Origin of the sequence: Ectothiorhodospira magna (assembly GCF_900110965.1) — a bacterium.
Classification (GTDB): domain Bacteria; phylum Pseudomonadota; class Gammaproteobacteria; order Ectothiorhodospirales; family Ectothiorhodospiraceae; genus Ectothiorhodospira; species Ectothiorhodospira magna.
In genome coordinates, this window is record NZ_FOFO01000001.1 from 1 (window position 1) to 20,490 (window position 20,490).

Sequence of the window (20,490 nt, forward strand, 5' to 3'; positions counted from 1 at the left end):
CAAAGCGCACCGCGCCGAACTGGCAGTTCAGAAATGCCGCCTGTTCGGTCGTGGGGTAGATGCGTATCTTTGTGGCCTTCAGCATGTCAGTGCTCGCTGCTACAATAGCCATAGATTAAAAGCTATAACGGGGGATTTCAAGTGAGTGCGGATGCAGTCTACCGACGAGGGCGGCACAGCGTCACAACGTTGAAAGCCTATGTTCAGGGGCAGAAGACACAAAAATAGGGCCGCTTGCGCGGCCCCCGCTGACCTCCCCGCCCGAGTGGGCGAGGGTTCACGCGGGTTTTTGCTGAGTCGGCTGATGGGGTTCACCGCCGGGGTGGTGCGCCCCGTCGGGTTTTGGGGGGGCGGATGACACGGGCCTTGCGGGGTGGTTTCCAGGACAGGCCCGCCTGCTGATACAGGGCCTTCATTTCCTGGAACTCCAGTTCCCGCCAGCGCCCCAGCCGCAGCCCGGTTCCCAGCTGAATACAGCCGTAGCGCACCCGGATCAGGCGGCTGACCGTGATTCCCTGGGATTCCCACAGGCGCCGCACTTCCCGGTTACGGCCTTCCTTGAGGGTGACATGGTACCAATGATTGGCACCGGTTCCCCCGGCCTCCCGGATATCATCGAAGCGAGCCGGACCGTCTTCGAGGGTCACCCCGGCCAGTAACTGCTGAATCACTGCCGGTTCTACCGTACCCAGCACCCGCACCGCATATTCCCGCTCCACCTCGGTGGAAGGGTGCATGAGCCGGTTGGCCAATTCGCCATCGGTGGTGAACAGCAGCAATCCGGAGGTATTCAGGTCCAGCCGGCCAATGCTCACCCAGCGTCCCTGGCGCAACCGGGGCAGGTGTTCAAACACGGTGGGGCGACCTTCTGGATCGGCGCGGGTAGTCACCTCCCCCTCCGGCTTGTGATAAACCACCACCCGTGGGGCAGGCGCCTCAACGGAAACGGGGCGGCCACGCACAGTCACCTGATCTTCCGGGCCGGCCTGATCCCCCAACTGGGCTACCTTGCCATTGACGGTCACCAGGCCCTGAGCGATCCACCGCTCCACCTCACGACGTGAACCCAGACCCGCCTGGGCCAGCAATTTGTGGAGACGTTCAGCCATTTTTATACTTAACTCGCGTTCTCAAACCGCTAGTGTACTGACCTGCCCCCCCTTTCCGCTACCGATTATCCCCCGCCCCGTCCGCCCATAGGGGCGACGAAATAAAATCCGCCAGAAAAGGACTGGGCACCCCGGAGCAGGATACGAACAGCTGGCGGATGGCCCGGGTGGCAGCGACGTGGAACAAGGCCCGTTCCGTCAGCTCGCTGGCCCGTTGCTCGGTGGGATCGGTGGAACGCTGCATTTCCTGACGCAGGGGCAGCACGTCCTGATTCACCGCCATGATCAGCACATGACGGAACTCCAGACCCTTGATCCGGTGCATGGTGGCCAGCCGCACCCCATCATGGCCACGGGCATCGGCCTGCTTGCGGCTGAGACGATGGGTGTGGATGCCCGCCGCCGACAACGCCTGCTCACAGGCATCCAGCAGGGCATTGGTCCTGGCCACCACACAAATATCACCAGGGCCTTCACCCTCCCCCTTCAGATCGGATAGGGTCTCCACCAGGAAGGCCAGTTCCTCGGCCAGGGCGGCAAACCGCCGGATCACCGGCGGCCTGCCGTGCATCAGGGAACGGCAATCACTGCCCCGATCCTCGCCGCCATCCAGATCATCCACGGTTTGCCCTTCCAGCAGGGCGGTGGCAAAACGGCGAATCTCCTCGGTGGTCCGGTAATTGATCCTGAGCTTGCGACTGCGACCCCGGACCTCAATGCCGCAGTCACTCAAGGCATACCGACGGCGGTAAATGCGCTGATGCCCGTCGCCAACAATGAACAGATCGTTTTTCCCCTGGGGCACCATGCGCCGCAACAGGGCCATCACCTGCGGCCCCATGTCCTGGGCCTCGTCCACCACCACGGCGGCGTAAGGGGGCGGCACCTGGTCGGAGGCCAGCACATCGGCGGCATCCTGGGTGGCATCCTCGCTGGTCCGCAAGCCGCGCTGATGCAACTGAATCCGCAATGTCTCGAATACAGGCCAGATGGCCGCCCGCTGCGGACGGGTCAGGGGCACCCCCCGCCCCGTCCGTCTGGCACGAAAATACTGGCGTTCATCGGTCACCCGCTGGGGCAGGATGACCCGCTCCCACTCGTCCCGATAAAAACTCTCCGGCAAATCCGGGTCAACCGGGCGGGCATCCAGGGCCAGCCGCCAGCAATGCCGGTACTGCTCGTGACCTTCATACACAATCTGGTGGGGATACTGTCTGGATTTGAGAAACCGACTCACCCAGGCGTCAATGTGAATGACCTCGATTCGGGCCAGTTCCTCCGGGGTGCAGATGTGGCGCAGATTCTCCTGAATATCCACCGCCAGATTGGCGGTGAAGGTGGTGAACAGCACCCGGCCCGGCGTCGCCTCCGCCCCACGACGCACCAGCCACCGGGCACGGTGCATGGCCACCACCGTCTTGCCGGTACCGGCGCCACCCAATACCCGCACCGGCCCGGCCACATCCCACGCCACCAGACGACGCTGGGTGGGATGCAGGAAAATCCGCCATTTCTCCAAAGGCGCCGACAGCATCCCCTCCAGGGCCTGATCATCCTCCACCACACAGAAACTGCGCCGGGTCTGTTCCCGCTGCAGGGCACCGGCAAAATCGCTGGTATCCACCGCCGCCGCCTGGGGCGCCCCATACTCCTGCAGGATGTCCTGCACATCAGAGCCAGCGGCAATCAGATACAACGCCTCGAAGGCTTCCCTGGGCAACCGGGCCTCGGCCTGCTCCAGCGCCTCTTCCGAGGTGATGCCCTTGACCAGGTCCAGCAGGGTCTCGGGCACCCCCAGACGCAGATATTCACGGTCCCTGAGATTGAACAGGGGCCTCTGGCCGGTATCGACAAAGGACTGGGACGGTAAGGCCGGAGCCTCCAGCACGGTGGCATCGAGCAACTGCAAACTGCCGGTTTCCGGATGAATCCGGCAGGCATGACGCCGTGCCCAGTCGTAGGCGGCATCATGCTTGTCCACCCACAGCAGCACATACACGTTCCCCTGGGTCGGGCTGAGGATAATGCCCCGGTAGTCCTGATCCACCCGCACGGAACGAAAATGGGGGTCCGCCGCATCCCGTATCTTCTCGTAGTTGATGCCGCTGCTGCGGGGATCATTGCGAAACTTGGTGACAAACCCCATCACCTTGCGCTGCTGGGTCTTGGGAATCCGGGCATAGGACTCCAGAAAATCCATTGACAATGCCACCGTTGGCTGCAAATCACTCACGCACTCACCTCTTGGTCCCCTGACTCAAATGTTCCACCAGCCGGTCGGCCACCGGGTCATCCAGTCCCACCAGCACGGTCCAGCCCATGGCCCGCCATCGGTCCAGATCCGCCTCATCGCCGTCCAGCATCACCCCCACCCGGTCCATGGGCCAGGCCAGCTCCAGCTCCGGCAACACCTCGCCCCGGTCATCCAGCAACTCCAGACCCACCTCCGGCAAGGGCAGATCCCGCTGGGCCAGCCGCTGCAGCGCCGTCCCCAACAGGGACTGCTGAATCAGCGGCGCCCAATCCGCCGCCGGCTGATCCGGTGCCGGAGACGAAGAAACCGCCACCCGATCCGGGTAGACCCCCGCCTGCACCCCGCTGGCGCAGGTCAGGTGCAACCGGGGCAAAAACTGTAGCAGGTTGGCCGCCTCCCAGTAGGTGATCCAGCACCGCTCCCAGTCCTTGTCCTGCACCCGCAGCCGATCATCCAGACCATGCACCCCCACAAGCTCGGTCTGTAACGGCCCCACCGCCCCGGTCTGGGCCGCCTGCAGGGCAGACAGGGGCAACCGGACTCCGGTGCAGATCCCGGTCACCGCCGGTTCGCTGCCGGTCAGGGAAGCGCCCAGTACCGCCGGGGCGGTGGACGGGTCTTCGTCCCAGCAGGCCAGCAAAGCCCCCGGCAAACAGGGCCGCAGATGCGCCAGCAGATGGGCACGACAGGCCCGGTCCCGCACACTGGCCGGTGTCAACCAGCCCAGCGCCCTGGACAGGGCAGCCAGTCGCAGGCGTTCCCTATCCTCCCCCTCACCGGCCAGATACATCAGCAGCCAGGCAAAAGATCCCCCCTCCACCACCGACTGATACGCGCCATGACGCTGCCAGCCGCCAGCGGCGGACAAACCGTCGAAAATCCCCTGCATCACCGGCTGCTGCCCGGCCCCCAGCAGGTTCGCCGCCGGCCGCAGCAGACGCTGACCAGAGGCGGGCAGCACATGCCAGCCAAACGTCCACAGCCGGAACCGGCCCGTATCCAGAATGGCCTGCCGCTTGGCGGTGTCATCGGCCATGCGATCATGGTGATACTGAAATCCATCGGTATAGATCACCACCGGCTGAATCCGCCCCGACTGACGCACTGGCCAGAAGATGAAATCGGGTCGGGTCTCCAGGGCCACCCCATCCGCCGGACCCAGCCGAGGCTGGGGTTCCAGGGTCCAGGCCCCCGCCTGGGCCGACCCCGGCTGCCGGGCCACGGTGACAAAATAGCCGGGCTTGCCGTTGACCATCCGTGGCGACAGGCTCACCCCCGGCGTGTTGCCCAGGGCATCCACAAACCGCTGTTCCAGTTCGCTTTCCAGCAAGGCATTGAGGGTCACCCCGCCCAGGCTGTCGATCCTCTCCAGGGCATGGGCCTGGGCCAGTATCCGGCCCAGAATCTCGTCGGCGGCCCGACGGGAAATCTCGTTCATCCGGCGACTTTCCCGATAGGCCAGCAGACAGGCATAACAGCCATCACGGTGGCTGTCATGGCGACAGGGGCAATGGTGAATCACCTCATGGGCCGCCCGCAGCACCTGCAACAACGAATCCGGCGCCCGCAACAGCTCCTTGAGATACCCGGTGCCCCCGGGCACGCTGTCATAGAGCACCAGATAATGCTTGCGGGTCTCGCCGCCGGTGGGTTCCGACTGATGGGCCACCTGGATATGGTCCACATTGCCCTGAAAATACCGTCTCAGCCCCAGATTAAGGGCCGCGATCAGGGAATGCAGCCGCTGCCCGCTGCTGCCCACCTCCGCCAGGGGCAACACGATCCGCACCGCCTCGGATTCCAGCTCCCGGAACAGATAGAGGCTGTCAAAAAAATCCGTCTCCTGCTCCACCGCACCGGGCCGCCGCAGGCGGCAGTCATAAGCATGTTGCTGTCCTGGCCGCCCCGCGCCGGCCCGGCGCCGCACCTTGCCACAGTGCCGGCACAACTGAAATCCCGGCCTGGAGGCCATATCCCCCGCCACCGCAAACTGCTGATCCTCGGCACCGTGGGGGCCAAAATTCACCTCCCGCAAGGTCACCCTGGGCAAATACTCAAAACCAAAGGGCATCTGGTCACTGGCGATCCGGTAGGCATGGGTGGCCCCATTGGGGGGCACGTCAATGAGCATCTGCCGATTGAAAAACACCGGAGTGCGCTGGTCAGTGTCATCCCCGATCCGGCTGCTACGGTCATCCACGGTGGCAAATACCTGTCGCAATCGCAGCAGGTTGCGGCGGCGCCCGGCATCGGACCACTGGGGACTGCCGCACCGGGGACAGACCCGATAGGGGTCGCCGCTGATGGCCAGATTCTCCATGTAGTGACAGCGGTCACACAGGCGCCAGGACTGCACCTCGCTGACGGACAGGTCCACCTGATCAATCTCCACCCGCCGGGCCACGGCATAAAACCGGCTGGTGGGGGCCAACTCACTCAGGGCCACCTGGGCCGGGCGCTGAAACTGCATCGGCTCCCGTTCATAGGACTTGCCGCCCTGGGCCTGTTCCCGCTGGGCCGAAGTCAGTCGGCGCAGGATGACCGTGCGCAATGTCACCCCCTCCTCGGGAAAGGCATAGTTGGGCAACAGCCCCTCGTCGGTGAAAAAATTGAGGGTCATGGTTTCCTGCAGGCGCTGACGCAGAGTACTCAACGCCTTCCGCTCCGCCATCACCCCTTCCAGCTCCGCGGTCACCGCCTCGTCCCTGGGCAGGGCTTCCAGATGTTTTTTCTGGGCCATCAACCGGTTGATCCGGGCCACCAGAGACTTGCGCTCCTGCACCAGCTGCTGCAACCGGTTGATCACCCGATGGGCCATGCCCCCCACATGCTCCCCCCCCAGCAAGAACTGCCCCAGATGGTCCCGGGCCGCCTCCGGCAAGGTGGGAAACAGGGCCAGAAAATCCCTTAACAGATCCTCCCGATGGTGCTCGACCCACCGCAGGAACACCAGGGGAAACCGGTCATCGGCCTGGACCTCCACCCCATCCAGCACCCCCTTGAGGGTGGCGGGCATGGCCTCCGCCGCCACCCCCGAAGCCGCCCAGCGATCAAAACCATAGGCGATCAACTGCCGCTCCAGAACCGCCGTCGCCTGTAAAAACACCCCCGGCGGGCGAATCTCCCCCTGAATCAGGGCCAGGGGATCGGCATAAAAATACAGATCATGGGGATGGGCATTGGCCACGGTGACGGCCAGGGCATTACCATCCCGACGCCCGGCCCGGCCAATGCGCTGCAGATAATTGGCCTGCCCCGGCGGCACCGAACACAGCAGCACCGTGGACAGGTCACCGATATCGATCCCCATTTCCAGGGTGGGCGTGGCGGACAGCAGGTTGATGTCCCAGGGGGTTTCACCGTGGATGAAAGACTGCTCCACCGCCAGCCGCTGGGCCGGCCCCAGCAATGCGCTATGTTCCGAAGGCACCAGCCGCACCGGATGGGCCGGCAAATGCCCCCCCGGCAGGGTCGGGGCACCCACGGACGGGGCCAGGGTGCCGGCACAATGGGCATGGAGACAGGGCAACCCCAGCCAACTGGCCACGGACTCCAGGGGCACCTGCAAACGATGGCCACAGGCATCACAGACCAGTTCCGTCACCGTGGTGGTACAGCGCCACGGGTCTGTGTTCAGTCCCCAGACCGACGCCCCGGACACGGTACGCTCCAGCAACAGCCCATCCTGGGTCAGGGCGGCCATCACCCGCCCCATCACCTGCCGGTATTCGGCGGAAGCCAGCACCCGGTCCCCGGTGGCCAGGGTTTTGTTGAACCAGGCCAGATACCAGGACTGGCGCAGCAGATCCTCGAACGACCCACTCACCGGCCCCAGGGTCAGCAGGGCCGGCGGACGGGCCGCGCCGCCATAGTTGGGCATGTGAGGCGTCCGATACAGCGCATAGGTCTTGCCCCTGGACTGGATATAGTGATCCAGCATGGGATGATAAAACGCCCCCCGCACCCGGAACCGCCATAACAGCCCCAGCAAAAACCCCTGCACCGACGCCGCCGTCACCCCCCGCAGGGGGCCGACCTCCTCCCCCAGACGGGCCGCCAGTGAAGTGGCGGTTTCCAGCAGCCGCCGGCCATCCACCGCCACCGCCGCCGTCAGGGTACGCTCCAGGGTTCTGCCGATCCGGGCACGCAGCCCGAACCCCTGCAACACCTCCCAGATCAGCCGCTGTTCCACCAGGGCCGGCAGATCGGAACCGGCGGGCAACCGGCCACGGGTCCGCAGTTCATCATAGTCCCGCAACCACTCCATATTGGGGGCGATGAACGTGCCCACAAAAGCCCCATCACTGCCTGCCAGACTGCGCCAGAACCGGGGCATCCCCGCCGCCACCAGGGACAGGGACATGCCGTTGCCCTGCATCTGGATGAACCGGCCAATGGCACCCCGCACCAGGGTGCTGTAGGTACGCGCCCCGAAAAACCCGGCCCGATGGGCGGCATCCTGCACCGAATCGGAAAAGGCGATCAGCTTGCGGTGATCGTTATGACTGGAGGCGAATAACTGGCCGATCAGCACACTGGACAGGGATGCCGCCCGAGACCCCATCAGGCTCAGGCCCTGAACCGCACCGCAAAAGGGGCAATCATGGTGACTGCCCAGACGGCGGGCCTCCCCCCGGCCCTGTTCCCGGCGCATGTCCGGCGTCCATACCGGCACCCGATGATCACCACCGCAACCGGGACAGGCCACCACCGTGGCGTTACGCCCATGCCACTGACCGCAATCGGCGCACACCAGCCCCAGCAGCCCCTGGGTCGCCCCCTGGGGTGGTTCCACCAAGGGAAACAGCAGGCAGACATCGGGATGATGGCCGAAATAGCCCCGATACAAGGTCTGCAAATCCGACTCCAGACGGGATTCCGAAGGATGGCGCAGGGACAGCCAGCCCGCGGCATGACATTCCCGGCAATGGACCACCGGCAAGCACAGGGGCCGGGTCAGATCCGTCAGATCATCGGCAAACTGCAGCACGGGCCGGGGGGCCACCGAAGCCACCAACCGGCTCAATTCCCGCAGCCAGGACTGCAGGCGCAGATTGACCAGCGGCAGGGCCGCCCCCTGATCCGGCGACTGGGGCCGTCTGGCCCAGGCCGTCAAAGCCAGCAGACTGTCCAGCCACTGCCGGGCCTGTCCCCGGTCAATGCGAAAACGGGCCGCCCAGCGGGCCAGCACCGATTCCACATCCACCATCTGATGGGCCGCCTGCAACATTTCCCGAAAGGGGGCACATCCCCGCAGACATTCCCCCAGGGCAAACCGGGCCTGCAGGGCCTCGGCGGGATCGGGTGCATCCAGAGGGGGCGCCGCCTCCCCGAACCACAGCAGGGCCTGGGCCTGCACATAATCCACCGCCCGCTGGGCATGGGCCATCCCCTGCCCAACCCCGCCCTGGGGCCATTGGGTATGGACCACCTCCGCGCCGGCCAGGAATTCTTCCGGGGTGAGGCGGTCTTCCTGGATCACCGCCGCCTCGTCAAAGGTGGTGGCAAACACCTGGGCGGCATAGTCTCGCAAAGCCTGGGCGGATGCCGGGCCGCCGATGGTGGCGGAAGTGCCGACACAGGCCAGGGCGTCCCCCAGTCCCAGCCGTTGCCGCAGGCGTCGCACCAGACAGGCCAGATCCGTGCCCTGGGCGCCATCGAAGGTATGCAGTTCATCCACCACCAGATAACGCAGACAGCCGGGGTTGTCATGCTGCCAAAGGGGCTGATCCGCCGGGCGCATGAGCAAAAAATCCAGCATCTTGTAATTGGTGAGCAGGATATCCGGGGGATAGGCCCGCAGGGTGTCGCGGCAGGTGATGACACTATCCTCGGTCATCACCTTGCCGGTGCCGTGGCTGGTATCCCCCACATACAGGCCCACGCTGACCCGGCCCCGCAATCCGGGCTGGCGATGGATTTCCCTGGCCAGCCGTCGGGCCTGATCCGTGGCCAGGGCATTCATGGGATAGATGATGATGGCCTTGATGCCCCGTTCCCGGCGGCGGGCGCTGTCTTCCAGGATGGGCAGGGAAAAGCATTCGGTCTTGCCGGACCCGGTGCCGGTGGCCACCAGGGTAGACAGGGGGGTATCGCCGCACAGACGGGAGAAGGCCCGCATCTGGTGTCGATAGGGGGCAAAGTTCATCTGCACCCGTTCAAAGGGAAGGGTCTCCCCTGCTTCTGTCTGCCGAAAGGGCAGTGCCAGGGTCAGATACGGTCCCTTGAACAGCCCTCCTGGGGCGTCCAGCAACTCATCCAGCAGGGTGCTGCCATCGTCCCGGCGAAACCCTGGGGTGGCCATGGGGAATGTGGTGCGCAGGAATCGGCGCACCGCTTCCTGCATTTCGCTTTCCACGATGGAGGGCAGCATAGGTTCCTTCCTGGTTAGCTTTGTATGGAATCGAAAGCGTAACGGAAAAGCTATCGCTGTGCTTGGCCTTGTTAGCGCTATGGTGCCAGAGCCCGAAGCACTATTTCAGGTTCTTTGGCGACAATATTCAAAAGCACCAAGGCCGGCCCATGTGGGGTACGATCACCACGCTCCCAATGGCGAAGAGTACTGACACTTATACCGAATGCGGAAGCGAATTCGTTTTGTGACATGCGGACTTTAGCGCGAATTTTCTTCACATCAAGTGGGCCAAATTGATGAACTACAGCCTTACTAGACTTGCCCCGAGAAAACTCTACGGCCTCAGTCAACCCCTGTTTAATACTGGGAAATTCATTAGTCATCATTATCACCATAATGCTTGTGTAGTCTCAAGCTACCTCTGAATGACGCGCTCCCGCTTTAAAACCTGTCACAGCTATTGCTACCTGATCAGGATGTTGGAAATTTAACTGCGGGAAAATTATCAAAAAAATCGGATTTATCAGCGTTCGTTTTAACCCTGTGTTAGGTGCCGGTGCGCCCCGAAGAAGACCTTCCATGCTGAGGTCTTCGTCAAGGTCTGATCAGTGAATACCGTAATCACTTCCGCAGATTTGCCAGTTGGAAAGTTTCGCTGCCTTACCTGATTAGCCTGCATCACGCAATGATTCTGCGATAATCTCTGGATGCTTAAAGGCGATGCCAATTAGGGCCTTGGCTGCACCGGAGGGGCTGCGCCGACCCTGCTCCCATTCCTGCAATGTCCGAGCAGAAATATGAAGCGCTTGGGCAAACTGAGACTGCGAAAGCCCGGTTTTCATTCGTGCGGCGACAACGTCATTCGGTGCGACCTGAGTAGTACGAGAAGCTTTGCCTGCCTTCATTTCACGCACAGACTGTAAAAGCTTTTTGCCCAGTTCCTCTCCTGTCATAGATTGATACTTAGTCATTTTCAATAGCCTCCCGAATTGATTTGAGCAGATGCGCAGGAATATTGCCACGCACATTTTTTGCGTAGATCAACAATAGCCAAAGTTCGTCACTTTGCAGGCGAGCAAAATATATTACTCTTACTCCCCTTAATCTCAATAGCATCGGGGTCAACGAGGCAGTCGATTTCAAACGTTTTTGGTCGTTGGCCTATGGTGTTTGGAATCTTCACGGTTCCAGAATCAGGGAACTTGTGTTTGAAACAAAGTTTCGTGGCTTCTTCCAGGAAAGATCCTGCGTATTTGTATAGAAAACGACCTTTGTTTTGATAAATGTCGATCATTTTCCCTTCTTTAGTGGTGACACCCAAAACGCGATAAATCAAAAAATGAGACTGGTCATCTTCTTCCATTTCCGCTACGCGAGCATCGATTTGAGCACTCAATTTCTCTGAGTATGTTTTTGCCAGTGCTCTTAATTCATGTTCTATAGGCATTAAATTTCCTTTATTCGTGGATGTGCCTGTAGAGCTAACGCCGAAGGCAGCGGCGTGCGTTAGCGTGTCCGCTGGCCTGACTTTTTAGCAGAAATGTCCTTCAGGCCACCAGAGACATACTTATGCAGGACACTGGACACGAGAGACTGATAAGGAAGCCCTTCCTCCAGAGCTCGACGCTGAAGTGCCTCCAGATCCCGGCTAGAGATACGTATATTGATTCTTTTGTCTTTCTTGAAAGTTTCTTCGGCCATCTTGGCCAGGTACTCGCGACGATCAGCATCCAAGTCCGACTCAAACTTTCCGGATTCGTATGCCTCAAGCAATTCTTTCTCTTCAGTATCCAATTTGGTTTTCGCCATGTTACCCTCCTAAAAATTTCTTGGTGGCCTTGCGACTGGGAATAATCGTCTTGAGAAAGAACTCCCTATCATTTTCAATGTACGGCACCAGCCAGGCATAATCATCTATCCGAACCACGAATATACGCTGGTTTGGATACTTCTCCCTGTTGGAATGAGGCCCATCATCAAGCAAACCACCAGACTATAGAGCAAACAGAACATCTTCGAAGGAGACTCCGCGTTCACTCATAATTTATGCTTTTTACCGGTGTTCGGTTAACTCTTTTTTTATGTGCTTTGCCCGCATCGGAAAGCGCTCAGGATGTTCGATAATTTCTTCCGTCAAGTCGATATCGAGATCGGGCCAATAGAAATGACCAGGCTGCGGTTCCTCGACATTGACTATCTCCCTCACCGAGCGGTCTTTAAACCAGGGAAAATCGTCGTAAGGCAGAAACATTTTCTTTTCCCTGACCAAGAGCCAGATTCCAAAACTGGAAATATTAGTTACCTCAACTAGCGAAGTGCTCTCGCCAAGCGCTGATAAGCTCATCGCAATGACCCTCCCAAGCCTCCAGAATTGAGTTCGGTTTTAAAGCGCGAACTGCTGCGCCTTGTTATGCAGCAGTAAGCTCAACTTTCTGCACCTTGTCTAAACTCAATTTCTTCCCGACATGCCACAAATCATAAGCATCCTGCATAGCCAACCAACTTTCTGGGCTTCTACCCAAAGCTTTAGATAAACGAAGTGCCATTTCCGGGCTTACGCCACTTTGCCCCTTCAGTATCCGATTGAGTGTGGATGGAGAAACATCCAACTTTGCCGCAAGATATCGACAACTAATACCAAAAGGCTCCATGTAGGTTGACAAAATAAATTCACCGGGATGAACCGGGTTAAACATTACAGACATCAGTGATAATCCTCATAATCTAGCAGATACACATGGCCATCACGAAACTCAAAGGTCAAACACCAGTTGCCATTGACTGTTATCGACCAAAAACCTTTGCGATCACCTTTTAGCGGATGCAGTTTGTATCCTGGAATATCGAGATCTGAAATATCCATCGCAGTATTTAACGCCGTTAATTGCAATCGCAAGCGGATGGCATGTTTCACTTGAATACCGCGATTACTTCCAGTTTCGAAGTAAAGCTTTAGTCCTTTGTGCTTGAAATTTATAATCATAGGTTATGAGTGTAGCGCGATACGCAACATTGTCAAGCTACATAAAATTTAGGTTAACCGGCGCCGACCAATACTCGCTCGAATTTTCCGTCCCAGAGCTTTCCTTGGCCCGATTGAACCCTTGTTCTGGTCTACAGATTCATATACTAAATGCCCCGCTTAGCATCGATTAGCTTTACCTCGCTAAACCATTGCCCAGACGGCAGAGGATATTTCTTCAACACTCTCTCATACTTGAAATTCTTACTACCGAGCAGGTGCCGTTCGATTGCTTCTGAGGCATAGACTGCCGTATACAGCGCGGCCCTGGCCATATCTAAAGTCGTGAGGGCGGATTCCTTGTGGATTGTTGCGTTACGCCTACGTGACAGAGTTAGCACTGACTTGAAGGGCTCGGATTCATCATCAAACGGCGACCCCACCAACCTTTCTGGCCACTTTGAAAAAGCATCCAAAAATTGCACACGGTCATATCTGTGGTCGAGGTCAGGATGCGCTCCAGCGCTATTATCCAGAATGCGGCGAATGCACTTGAAAAGCATTACTTCGATGAGGTGATGCGAACCCAGCAGAACAAGTTTTGAGAGAGGGCCGTGCCTCGGTGCCGTCTCGTAGTGGCGCTCGGGTAGTTCATGCGTCACCATCCAGTGGAGTCCAACATACATTTCGGACCATGCGTCAAGGTTTAGCCAACCCATCACAACCGAACTGTGGATTTGTTTGGTCACATGTGCGCCTAATATTCGCCATAACCAGCAGAAAAAACAGAGCGCGGCATCGTTTTATCCCATACAATGGACGCTGAATCTGAAAACACAATAAAATCCCAATCTGAATCCTCTCGGAACTGCCCATTGGCATGAGAGCCGATCAACCAAATCTGAAGAATTCTTGGTACGCGTGAAGTAAGCGTTATAATGTAGCCCTTGGCTTCATATTTCGCCTTCCTAACAGGAGATTAAGCTGTCACATCTATCAAATCCTGATCATGAAGAAATGCAAAGAATTTATCCAGTATCTCGCCATTGCGTTGATTTATCTGATCCTCACCAAAATCTTCTAGCTTTATGATTTCATATATTTCATAGACTTTTGTTGCCCCCTTATTTTTTCCACGCCGTTGCTCTCCGCTGTAGATTTTCTTTTTATCTTTGAATCTATAGTCAGAGGCACGAATGTTGATGCTCCCTTCAAGCAAAACCTTATTACCAAGAGATTCTATAGCCGAACTATTCTGGAGCTCACCTTCCATTTCTTGTCTTTTTTTAGAAAATATATGCTCTAAATGAAATATCTCATTAATATCAAGAAGGAGTTGATTCGAAAAAGTATATGCAAACCATGTGACCATAGAGCGAGTTATATTTCTTTGATTTGTAAACCGATAATTCTCAAAAAATGATCTAGCCTGCTCTTCATCGAACCTATACTTTGAAAATGTGACTTCTTTACCATTAACAATATTTACCATTTCATCGTAAATAGGGGTGCGCAAAGCATTGACGCCAGGATTTGTTATGGCATACGCAAAGATGAAGGCCGTTATCCGATCCAAAAACACCTCAAATTCAGGATCGCTCAAGGCGTCTTCCGATGTTCTATGATGGAGAAAATAGACTGAAACTATATTCTGCCACATCCCATTTGGCGCGTAAGTCAGAACAAATAACTTCTTAAGAATAGATTCAGAAAATCTTTGACTATCCTGATTAGAAATGCTTTTCCAGAATAAGGCTAGTGCTTTTAAGTTTGAGATCGTCTCTGGGCGCTTTAGATATTGGTATTTATTGCGCTCGTAGAATTTCCGCAACGCCTCAGTAGTAGTGCTTTTATTTCCTTCTTTTGCGCGCAAGTAATACATGTAACGAGCGAAAAGCTCATCCATTGGAGAGCCCGTATTTAAGTAGGAAATTGAACTTGTCAGCTCCTCAAGATTTTTCCATTCGGAAATGAAATCATCCTTTTTATCGATCTCGCCATAATACTTATAGAACTGAGCCTTAAATATGTCGGCATCTGCTAGCGGTAAACCGCGATCATTTAATGTCGAGAATATTCTGAGAGCCGTGTCTTGCGACTCCGCCTCTATAGGAAGCAGGATGCAGTTACCTAATATTCTTGCAGGAAAATATGGAAAATAGCTTGCGAACGCTTGCAAAAAATCATCGATTTTTTTTTGGAAGAATTGATAATTGCTGACATATTGGCTTTTGCTGTTTGGCTTCACTGTGCCAGTTCGCAGCAAGTCAAGAAATTCCTCCTTGTCGTTATCCGTAGCCACTTCAGAGTCAATTTTTAAGGTCGATTTATCAGCACTTCCAAATTCATCAGTTTTCCATATGCATTTCTCAATCCTGTCGCGTGTTTGTTTTGAGTTAGCATCTTGCATATGGGCAAACTTATCATAAAATGCACGCAGGATAAGCATTATTGTCGTAAGACGCTGCTGGCCATCAATAACCTCTGACTGCCCATCATTGTTCTTAAATGTAACAATTGATCCTAAAAAGTATTCATCGTTTTTATCAAAGGCTTCATAGTCATTATTTGGAAATGAAAATGTAAAAAGATCATCCCACAGGGTCTGACATTGCTCTTCATTCCAAGCATACGGTCGCTGATAGTCTGGAATAAGAAAATCAGCCTTTTTATCAGACAGCAATTCAAAGATGGTTTTCTGGTCAACGTTTAGTTTTGACATGTTAATCTCTATTTTCTCAATGCATTCACCAGCTTGCCCGGCGCAATAATTTGTTAAATTTATTTCGCCCATAGGGCAATTCTTAATTCAAGTTTCCTCTTAATTTCAACCATGATGCGCCCCCGCTGTAAAAGCTTAAAAGCGCTTAATCGCCGTCACCCATGACTGTATTCAGCTTTTCAACCCCTCAAAAACCCCCCAGGCCACCCGGTAGTCTTCTTCCCGGTCGGGTTTGTGGAAGGGGGCGTGATAGTGGATGGTGCGGGGGATGGGGCCGCCGGGTTGGGTGTCGTCCTGATACGTTTTGCTGACGGTGCCCTGTTGCAGGTGGGCGATGTCTTCCCAGCCCAGGGGGATGTCCCGTTCGCTGCGCTGGGGCGATTCGATGCCGTAGCTGATGCCGTTTTGCAGGTCGGCACGGCGGGCCTTGCGGGGGAGTCCTACCTGGGTGAGACCCTTGCTGGGGGTGAAGATGATGCGGCCCGTGGCGTCGTACCAGGTGTCGGCTTCGTACTGGCGCATGACGGGGAACTGGACCCGGTAAAGGGTGAGCAGTTCGGCCAGGGTGAGACCCAGGGCCTGGGCGACGAGTACGTCGATTTCCAGCAGGGCCTGGCGGCGGGCGTAGTCGCTACGCAGGGCACAGTGGCGCCGCCAGTGGGGGGTGAGACGGCTGAAGAAGTCGGCGGGCAGCAGACGGGCGGCGGGGCTGTCAGGGGCGATGGCCCAGCACTGGTGGCGGAAGTCGTCCTGCCAGCAGGTTTGCCAGAGGTCGGCGTAGTGATTAGAGAGACATAATAAGTTCAGTCCTCTCAATAAAATTTGCCCGGATTCAATAATAGGGAAAAAAGCTAAATCGTTTCCGTATAGATCTGACTTTCCAGTAGATTTTAAGAAAAAATCATATACAACAGAAAATGTAGAAGCTGCAAATAATGAAATTATTCGGCAATCACTAAAAGCAGTGCTTACAACAGTATGTATATGGCCTGATCCTTTGGGAATTATCGACCCAATAAAGGATCTTTCTGAAGATCCTCCGAACATTCTTCTATTGACAAAACGATAATACTCCGTCACCCGCTTCGGCCCGCTGGCGCCGGGTTCGGTCCAGGGGACTTTGGGGGTTCGGGCGGCGTATTCGTCCGGGGTGCAGGCGGGGACGTAGTTGGTGCGGGGAAGGTAGTCGTCCGGCAGGGTTTCCAGATCCAGTACGTCATAGTCCTTGTTACTCTTGCAACCAAGACGCGGAGACTTGAACAAGGGATTACCGACAAAGAAATGGGGACCGGAGAGTATCCATTCTCCTGCATCCCTGGGAAAACGGATTTCACGGCGGATTGTGCCGTCCTCTTGCTGGTTGTGCTCATTCCAATGCTGGGTTGAATAATAATCATCCTTGAGATCGCCCAAGCGCCGAGGCTGAGCGGCAAATTTTTTCAGTACGGAGACCAAAGAGTTGGCATGAAGGGCGGGGAGGCGGGCTTCAAGGGGGTCCGTATCAGATTCGTCATAGAGTCTGGCAAACAAGGATAATTCCTGCTCCGTGACATTGATGATACGGTCGGCATGACCCTCTGTATTCCAGCGCACCCGGATGCGGCCATCTTCGCCTTCAATTTCCTCCTTGATGCCAGGCACAGGCTCTGTGCCTTTATGATTGAAACAGGCGTCTATGGTTTTGGGGACGAAAAGATTGGCCGCATGGTAAAAGTTCGGAGATGCGGACCAAGAACCATGTATATTAATGCTGAATAACGTCTGATTATGTACATCTGCAAATAATCCCATTTCATTGACGAACTGATAATGCCCCCGCAACCTCGAATACACCTCCCGCCGCAATCCTCCACCCTTGGGATCGTCATAAATTCCTTCGGGATGCAACAATCCGGTGACGCCCTTTTCATTGCCAATCATCCATGACCGTGGCAGAAAACACTTGTACAGATTGGCCTTTTGCCCGGCAAGTTGAGGATAATTCCCCACTGCATTGAGAAAATTCTGCGTCCCTTCCGATTCCTCGTACTCCTCCCGCCAGGCCGGGGGCAAGGCCGGAATCCGGTGAAAAATCTGCTCCCGCAATGCATTGAGCCGACTGGCGGAATACTTTCTCAGGACAAACAGGGGTTCGTGATCCCCCAGTATTCCCGCCTCCTCCCATTCCACCTTGATCCAGGGCGGATTCCCCAGGATGAGATGAAAACCTCCCCCCGCCGGGGTCGGCTCCCCCACAAAGAAATCGGCAAACTCCAGTTCCCAATGGAAAAAACGCCGCCGCCGGGCAATCTGGTCCGCCAGCCGCAAACGGGGAAAGGCGGCAAACAGCACTTCCAGATCCACCACCCCGAAACGGTCCACAAACCGGCGCCCGCGCTCCTCTTCCTCACCGGCATTGAACAGGTCTCGCACCTCATAACGGGGACCGGCGGCAATGATGTCCCCCAATAGCAGATTTTCCAGATCGAACAGATATTCTTCCCGGTCCGGCAACTGGGCCGCCTCGGCAATGGGCCAGAACCAGAGGGCGCACCAGTAGTCCATCACCAGCTTGAGGCGCAGATAGGCGCCGGCGTTCTTGCGGTACTGGGCATGACCTTCCAGCAGCCGGTCCTTTTCGTCCAGGGTGCTGGCCTGTCCGTCGGCTTGCCGGCCATAGATGGCATAGGGGTCGGTGGTGCGGCGGCGCATCCGCTCCAGATCGGTGGCATGTTGGTGCCAGAGGGCTTCGATGCGCTCGGACAGCCGGACCAGACGCTGCTGCTCGTCCCGGTCCAGGGGACGGGTGAAGGTCTTGCGCCAGGTGTCGATGGCGGCGATGGCCGAGCGGTGCAGCTGTTTGACCCCTCTGTCCCCATAGTGGGCCATGCCGGGATCGGGCAAAAGGAAATGCCAGATGCCCTGGGGAGGCCGGGGGGCATGATGGGGCACCGGGTCCGGGGCGCGGTTGTGCCAGGCGGCCTCGTCCTTGGGCTTGCGGCCCAGGCTGTCCTGGGGATAGACCGCCCGGCGCGCACCCACCAGGGAGTCGCCGTTGAGCAGTTGCAGGCCAAACCAGGGGACAAAACGGTCGTCGGAGAGGGCGTTGAGCCACAGGGAGACCTGGGCCAGTTCCACCGCCACCGGGTTTTTGTCCACGCCGAATACGTTGTGGTCGGCCAGGTACATCTTCACCCGCTGCTTTTCGGCGGCGTAGTCCGCCTGGGGAATCCGTGCGTCGCAGGCGCTCTGGGCCAGGGCCAGGTAATGGTCGGCCAACTGGTCGATGGCTTCGTTGAGGAACGCGGCGGACCCCATGGCCGGCTCGCAAATCCGCAGTTGTAACAGGCGTTCGGCCCGGGCGGCATCGTCGGGCAGGGGGTCGAGCTGTTCCTTGAACAGTTCCGCCAGGGCGTATCGGACCAGACTGCGGGTGAGTCCTTCGGGGGTGTAGTAGCTGGCGGATTTCTGCCGGTCCCGGCCCGCCAGACGGTAAAGAAAGGTGCCCCTGGGATGGCGGCGCAGTACCCGTCTGCCGGCGTCGTCCTGGTCATACACCCGTTCTTCTTCGGTGTACTGTTCCAGGGCCTGGGCATCGACAAAATAGCCGGTGTCCAGGGGGTCGGGGTTGTCCTCGCCGGCCCGCTTGACTTCGTAGAGGTCATCTTCGGCGAAAAAGCCCCGGTAGCTGAGCAGGGCTTCGTAAACGGCGCCCAGCTGGTTGATGCCCAGGCGGGCGTAGGAGATGCGGCCCCGGCGACGGCGGCCCCTGGCGGGGCGGGACAGGGACATGAGGCGGATGACCTGTTGCAGGGTGGCGTTGGTGAATACCACCCGGTTGAGCAGCGGGGTGCGGGCGGGGTCGAACAGGTGGGATTGCAGGGGGGCCATGGTGAAGGCGTCCCGGCCCGTGCCGCCGCTGGAGAGCAGGTCGCCGGCGGGGCGGTGGCCTTCCCGCACCAGCCGGAACAGGGTGGTGAGGGTGTCGTGAAAATAGCGGCCCTGTTGTTCGGCGGGGCTGGTGAGGGGGACCAGTTCCAGTTCCCGCAGGTGTTCCAGGCTGTAGCCCTTGAGGTAGGTTTCCGTGTGCATGGGGGCGTAGCCCAGTTCCGGGCGGGCTTCGATGTAAAACAAAAACAGCAGCCGGTACATGTAGCGCAGACATTCCAGGCTGAGCTGGTGGGGGTCGAGCTGGCCGGAGAAGATGCCTTTTTTCTGGTCCCTGGCCTGGGCCACCAGATGGGCGGCGGCTTCGTTGCCCAGCCGTTCGATACATTCCCGCAGGGCGTATTTGAGGTCTTCGGAGACGCCGAAGGCGTGGCGGTGGGCGTTGTCTTCCAGGGTGTCCAGCAGGCTGCGGCCCTGGCCGTCCAGCAGGGAGTCCCGGTGCATCAGGGCGGTGGCCACCTTGAGGCTTTCGGTTTCCCGGCGGGAGAGCAGTTCCACCCAGTCCAGGCGCAGGATGCGGCCCTGGGCGAATTTGGCCCGGTCGATGAGCAGCCATTGGCGGGGGCTGGCCAGCAGTACCCAGCGGGGGGGCCGGGTCTGGGTGAAGATGAAGCGGCCCAGGGCGCTTTGCCAGTCGGTGAGCTGGTCGCCGTCCCACAGGGGGCGCGGCACCGGGCTGGGGTCCAGGGTGAGGTATTGGGATTCCAGCAGGGAGACGATCAGGGGGTCGGTGTCCGGCTCGGCCAGGGGCACGGCCTGCACCACCCACAGCAGGGGGGCGTTGTCCGGGTCCAGGTATTCCGCCAGTACGGGGAATTCGGTGTCGGCGGCGGCGGGAAGGCGACGGGGGGCGTAGTGGTAGCCCAGGACGGCCAGCAGGTCTCGCACTGATTCCCGCTGGGCCTGAACCCGGCGGCGGGGATCTCGCTCCCGTTCCAGTTGGGATAGCCCCTGAAGGTGGGCGTGGGCCATGCGGGCCAGACGCTGCCAGGGGGCCAGTTGGTGTTCCGGCAGGGTGTCTCCCTTGGGCAGGGCGTCCCTGGCGGCCTGTTCCGCCGTGTGCCAGCGTTCCAGGCTGTCGCGGATGTCATCCAGAAAGCGTTCGCTCAGGTAATGCTCGGAATAGAATTCGTTGTCGTTGATGATGCCGGCCCAGGCCAT

15 protein-coding genes are annotated in these 20,490 nt (G+C 58.0%); all 15 read right to left on the reverse strand.

Going from position 1 to position 20,490, the window contains the following annotated elements:
* Positions 1–112: helix-turn-helix domain-containing protein (locus tag BMX62_RS00005; protein ID WP_338011465.1), on the reverse strand; the 112-nt coding region annotated here is incomplete at its 3' end.
* A 199-nt stretch (positions 113–311) separates the two neighbouring features.
* Positions 312–1,109, reverse strand: a complete 798-nt coding sequence (gene rluB, locus BMX62_RS00010) for a 23S rRNA pseudouridine(2605) synthase RluB (RefSeq protein WP_090202217.1) — start codon at positions 1,107–1,109, stop codon at positions 312–314.
* 58 nt (positions 1,110–1,167) lie between these two features.
* Positions 1,168–3,342, reverse strand: a complete 2,175-nt coding sequence (locus BMX62_RS00015) for a UvrD-helicase domain-containing protein (RefSeq protein WP_090202219.1) — start codon at positions 3,340–3,342, stop codon at positions 1,168–1,170.
* A 4-nt stretch (positions 3,343–3,346) separates the two neighbouring features.
* Positions 3,347–9,736, reverse strand: a complete 6,390-nt coding sequence (locus BMX62_RS00020; protein WP_090202220.1) for a DEAD/DEAH box helicase — start codon at positions 9,734–9,736, stop codon at positions 3,347–3,349.
* Between the two features lie 77 nt (positions 9,737–9,813).
* Positions 9,814–10,113, reverse strand: coding sequence for a NadS family protein (gene nadS, locus BMX62_RS13205; RefSeq protein WP_338011464.1), 300 nt, complete (start codon positions 10,111–10,113; stop codon positions 9,814–9,816).
* Positions 10,114–10,386: 273 nt separating this feature from the next.
* A complete protein-coding gene (locus BMX62_RS00030) occupies positions 10,387–10,689 on the reverse strand; it encodes a helix-turn-helix domain-containing protein (protein ID WP_090202222.1) in 303 nt (100 codons plus the stop codon).
* An 89-nt stretch (positions 10,690–10,778) separates the two neighbouring features.
* Entirely contained in the window at positions 10,779–11,165 is a 387-nt protein-coding gene (locus BMX62_RS00035; protein ID WP_090202223.1) for an ApaLI family restriction endonuclease, read from the reverse strand.
* A 59-nt stretch (positions 11,166–11,224) separates the two neighbouring features.
* On the reverse strand, positions 11,225–11,527 hold the full coding sequence (locus tag BMX62_RS00040) for a CopG family antitoxin (protein ID WP_090202225.1): 303 nt from the start codon (positions 11,525–11,527) through the stop codon (positions 11,225–11,227).
* A gap of 244 nt (positions 11,528–11,771) precedes the next feature.
* Complete coding sequence (locus BMX62_RS00050; RefSeq protein ID WP_090202226.1) at positions 11,772–12,062, reverse strand: DUF2442 domain-containing protein; 291 nt, start codon at positions 12,060–12,062, stop codon at positions 11,772–11,774.
* A gap of 64 nt (positions 12,063–12,126) precedes the next feature.
* Complete coding sequence (locus tag BMX62_RS00055; RefSeq protein ID WP_202906166.1) at positions 12,127–12,414, reverse strand: HigA family addiction module antitoxin; 288 nt, start codon at positions 12,412–12,414, stop codon at positions 12,127–12,129.
* Positions 12,415–12,422: 8 nt separating this feature from the next.
* On the reverse strand, positions 12,423–12,701 hold the full coding sequence (locus tag BMX62_RS00060; RefSeq protein ID WP_090202230.1) for a type II toxin-antitoxin system RelE/ParE family toxin: 279 nt from the start codon (positions 12,699–12,701) through the stop codon (positions 12,423–12,425).
* Positions 12,702–12,847: 146 nt separating this feature from the next.
* Positions 12,848–13,345 carry a hypothetical protein gene (locus BMX62_RS00065; protein ID WP_143339625.1) on the reverse strand — a complete coding sequence of 166 codons (498 nt, stop codon included), beginning with the start codon at positions 13,343–13,345 and terminating at the stop codon, positions 12,848–12,850.
* A 92-nt stretch (positions 13,346–13,437) separates the two neighbouring features.
* A complete protein-coding gene (locus BMX62_RS13345; protein ID WP_090202234.1) occupies positions 13,438–13,620 on the reverse strand; it encodes a nucleotidyltransferase domain-containing protein in 183 nt (60 codons plus the stop codon).
* 39 nt (positions 13,621–13,659) lie between these two features.
* Positions 13,660–15,474, reverse strand: coding sequence for a DUF262 domain-containing protein (locus BMX62_RS00075; RefSeq protein WP_238375775.1), 1,815 nt, complete (start codon positions 15,472–15,474; stop codon positions 13,660–13,662).
* Between the two features lie 99 nt (positions 15,475–15,573).
* Positions 15,574–20,490: an Eco57I restriction-modification methylase domain-containing protein gene (locus tag BMX62_RS00080; protein WP_090202236.1), complete on the reverse strand. Its 4,917-nt coding sequence runs from the start codon at positions 20,488–20,490 to the stop codon at positions 15,574–15,576.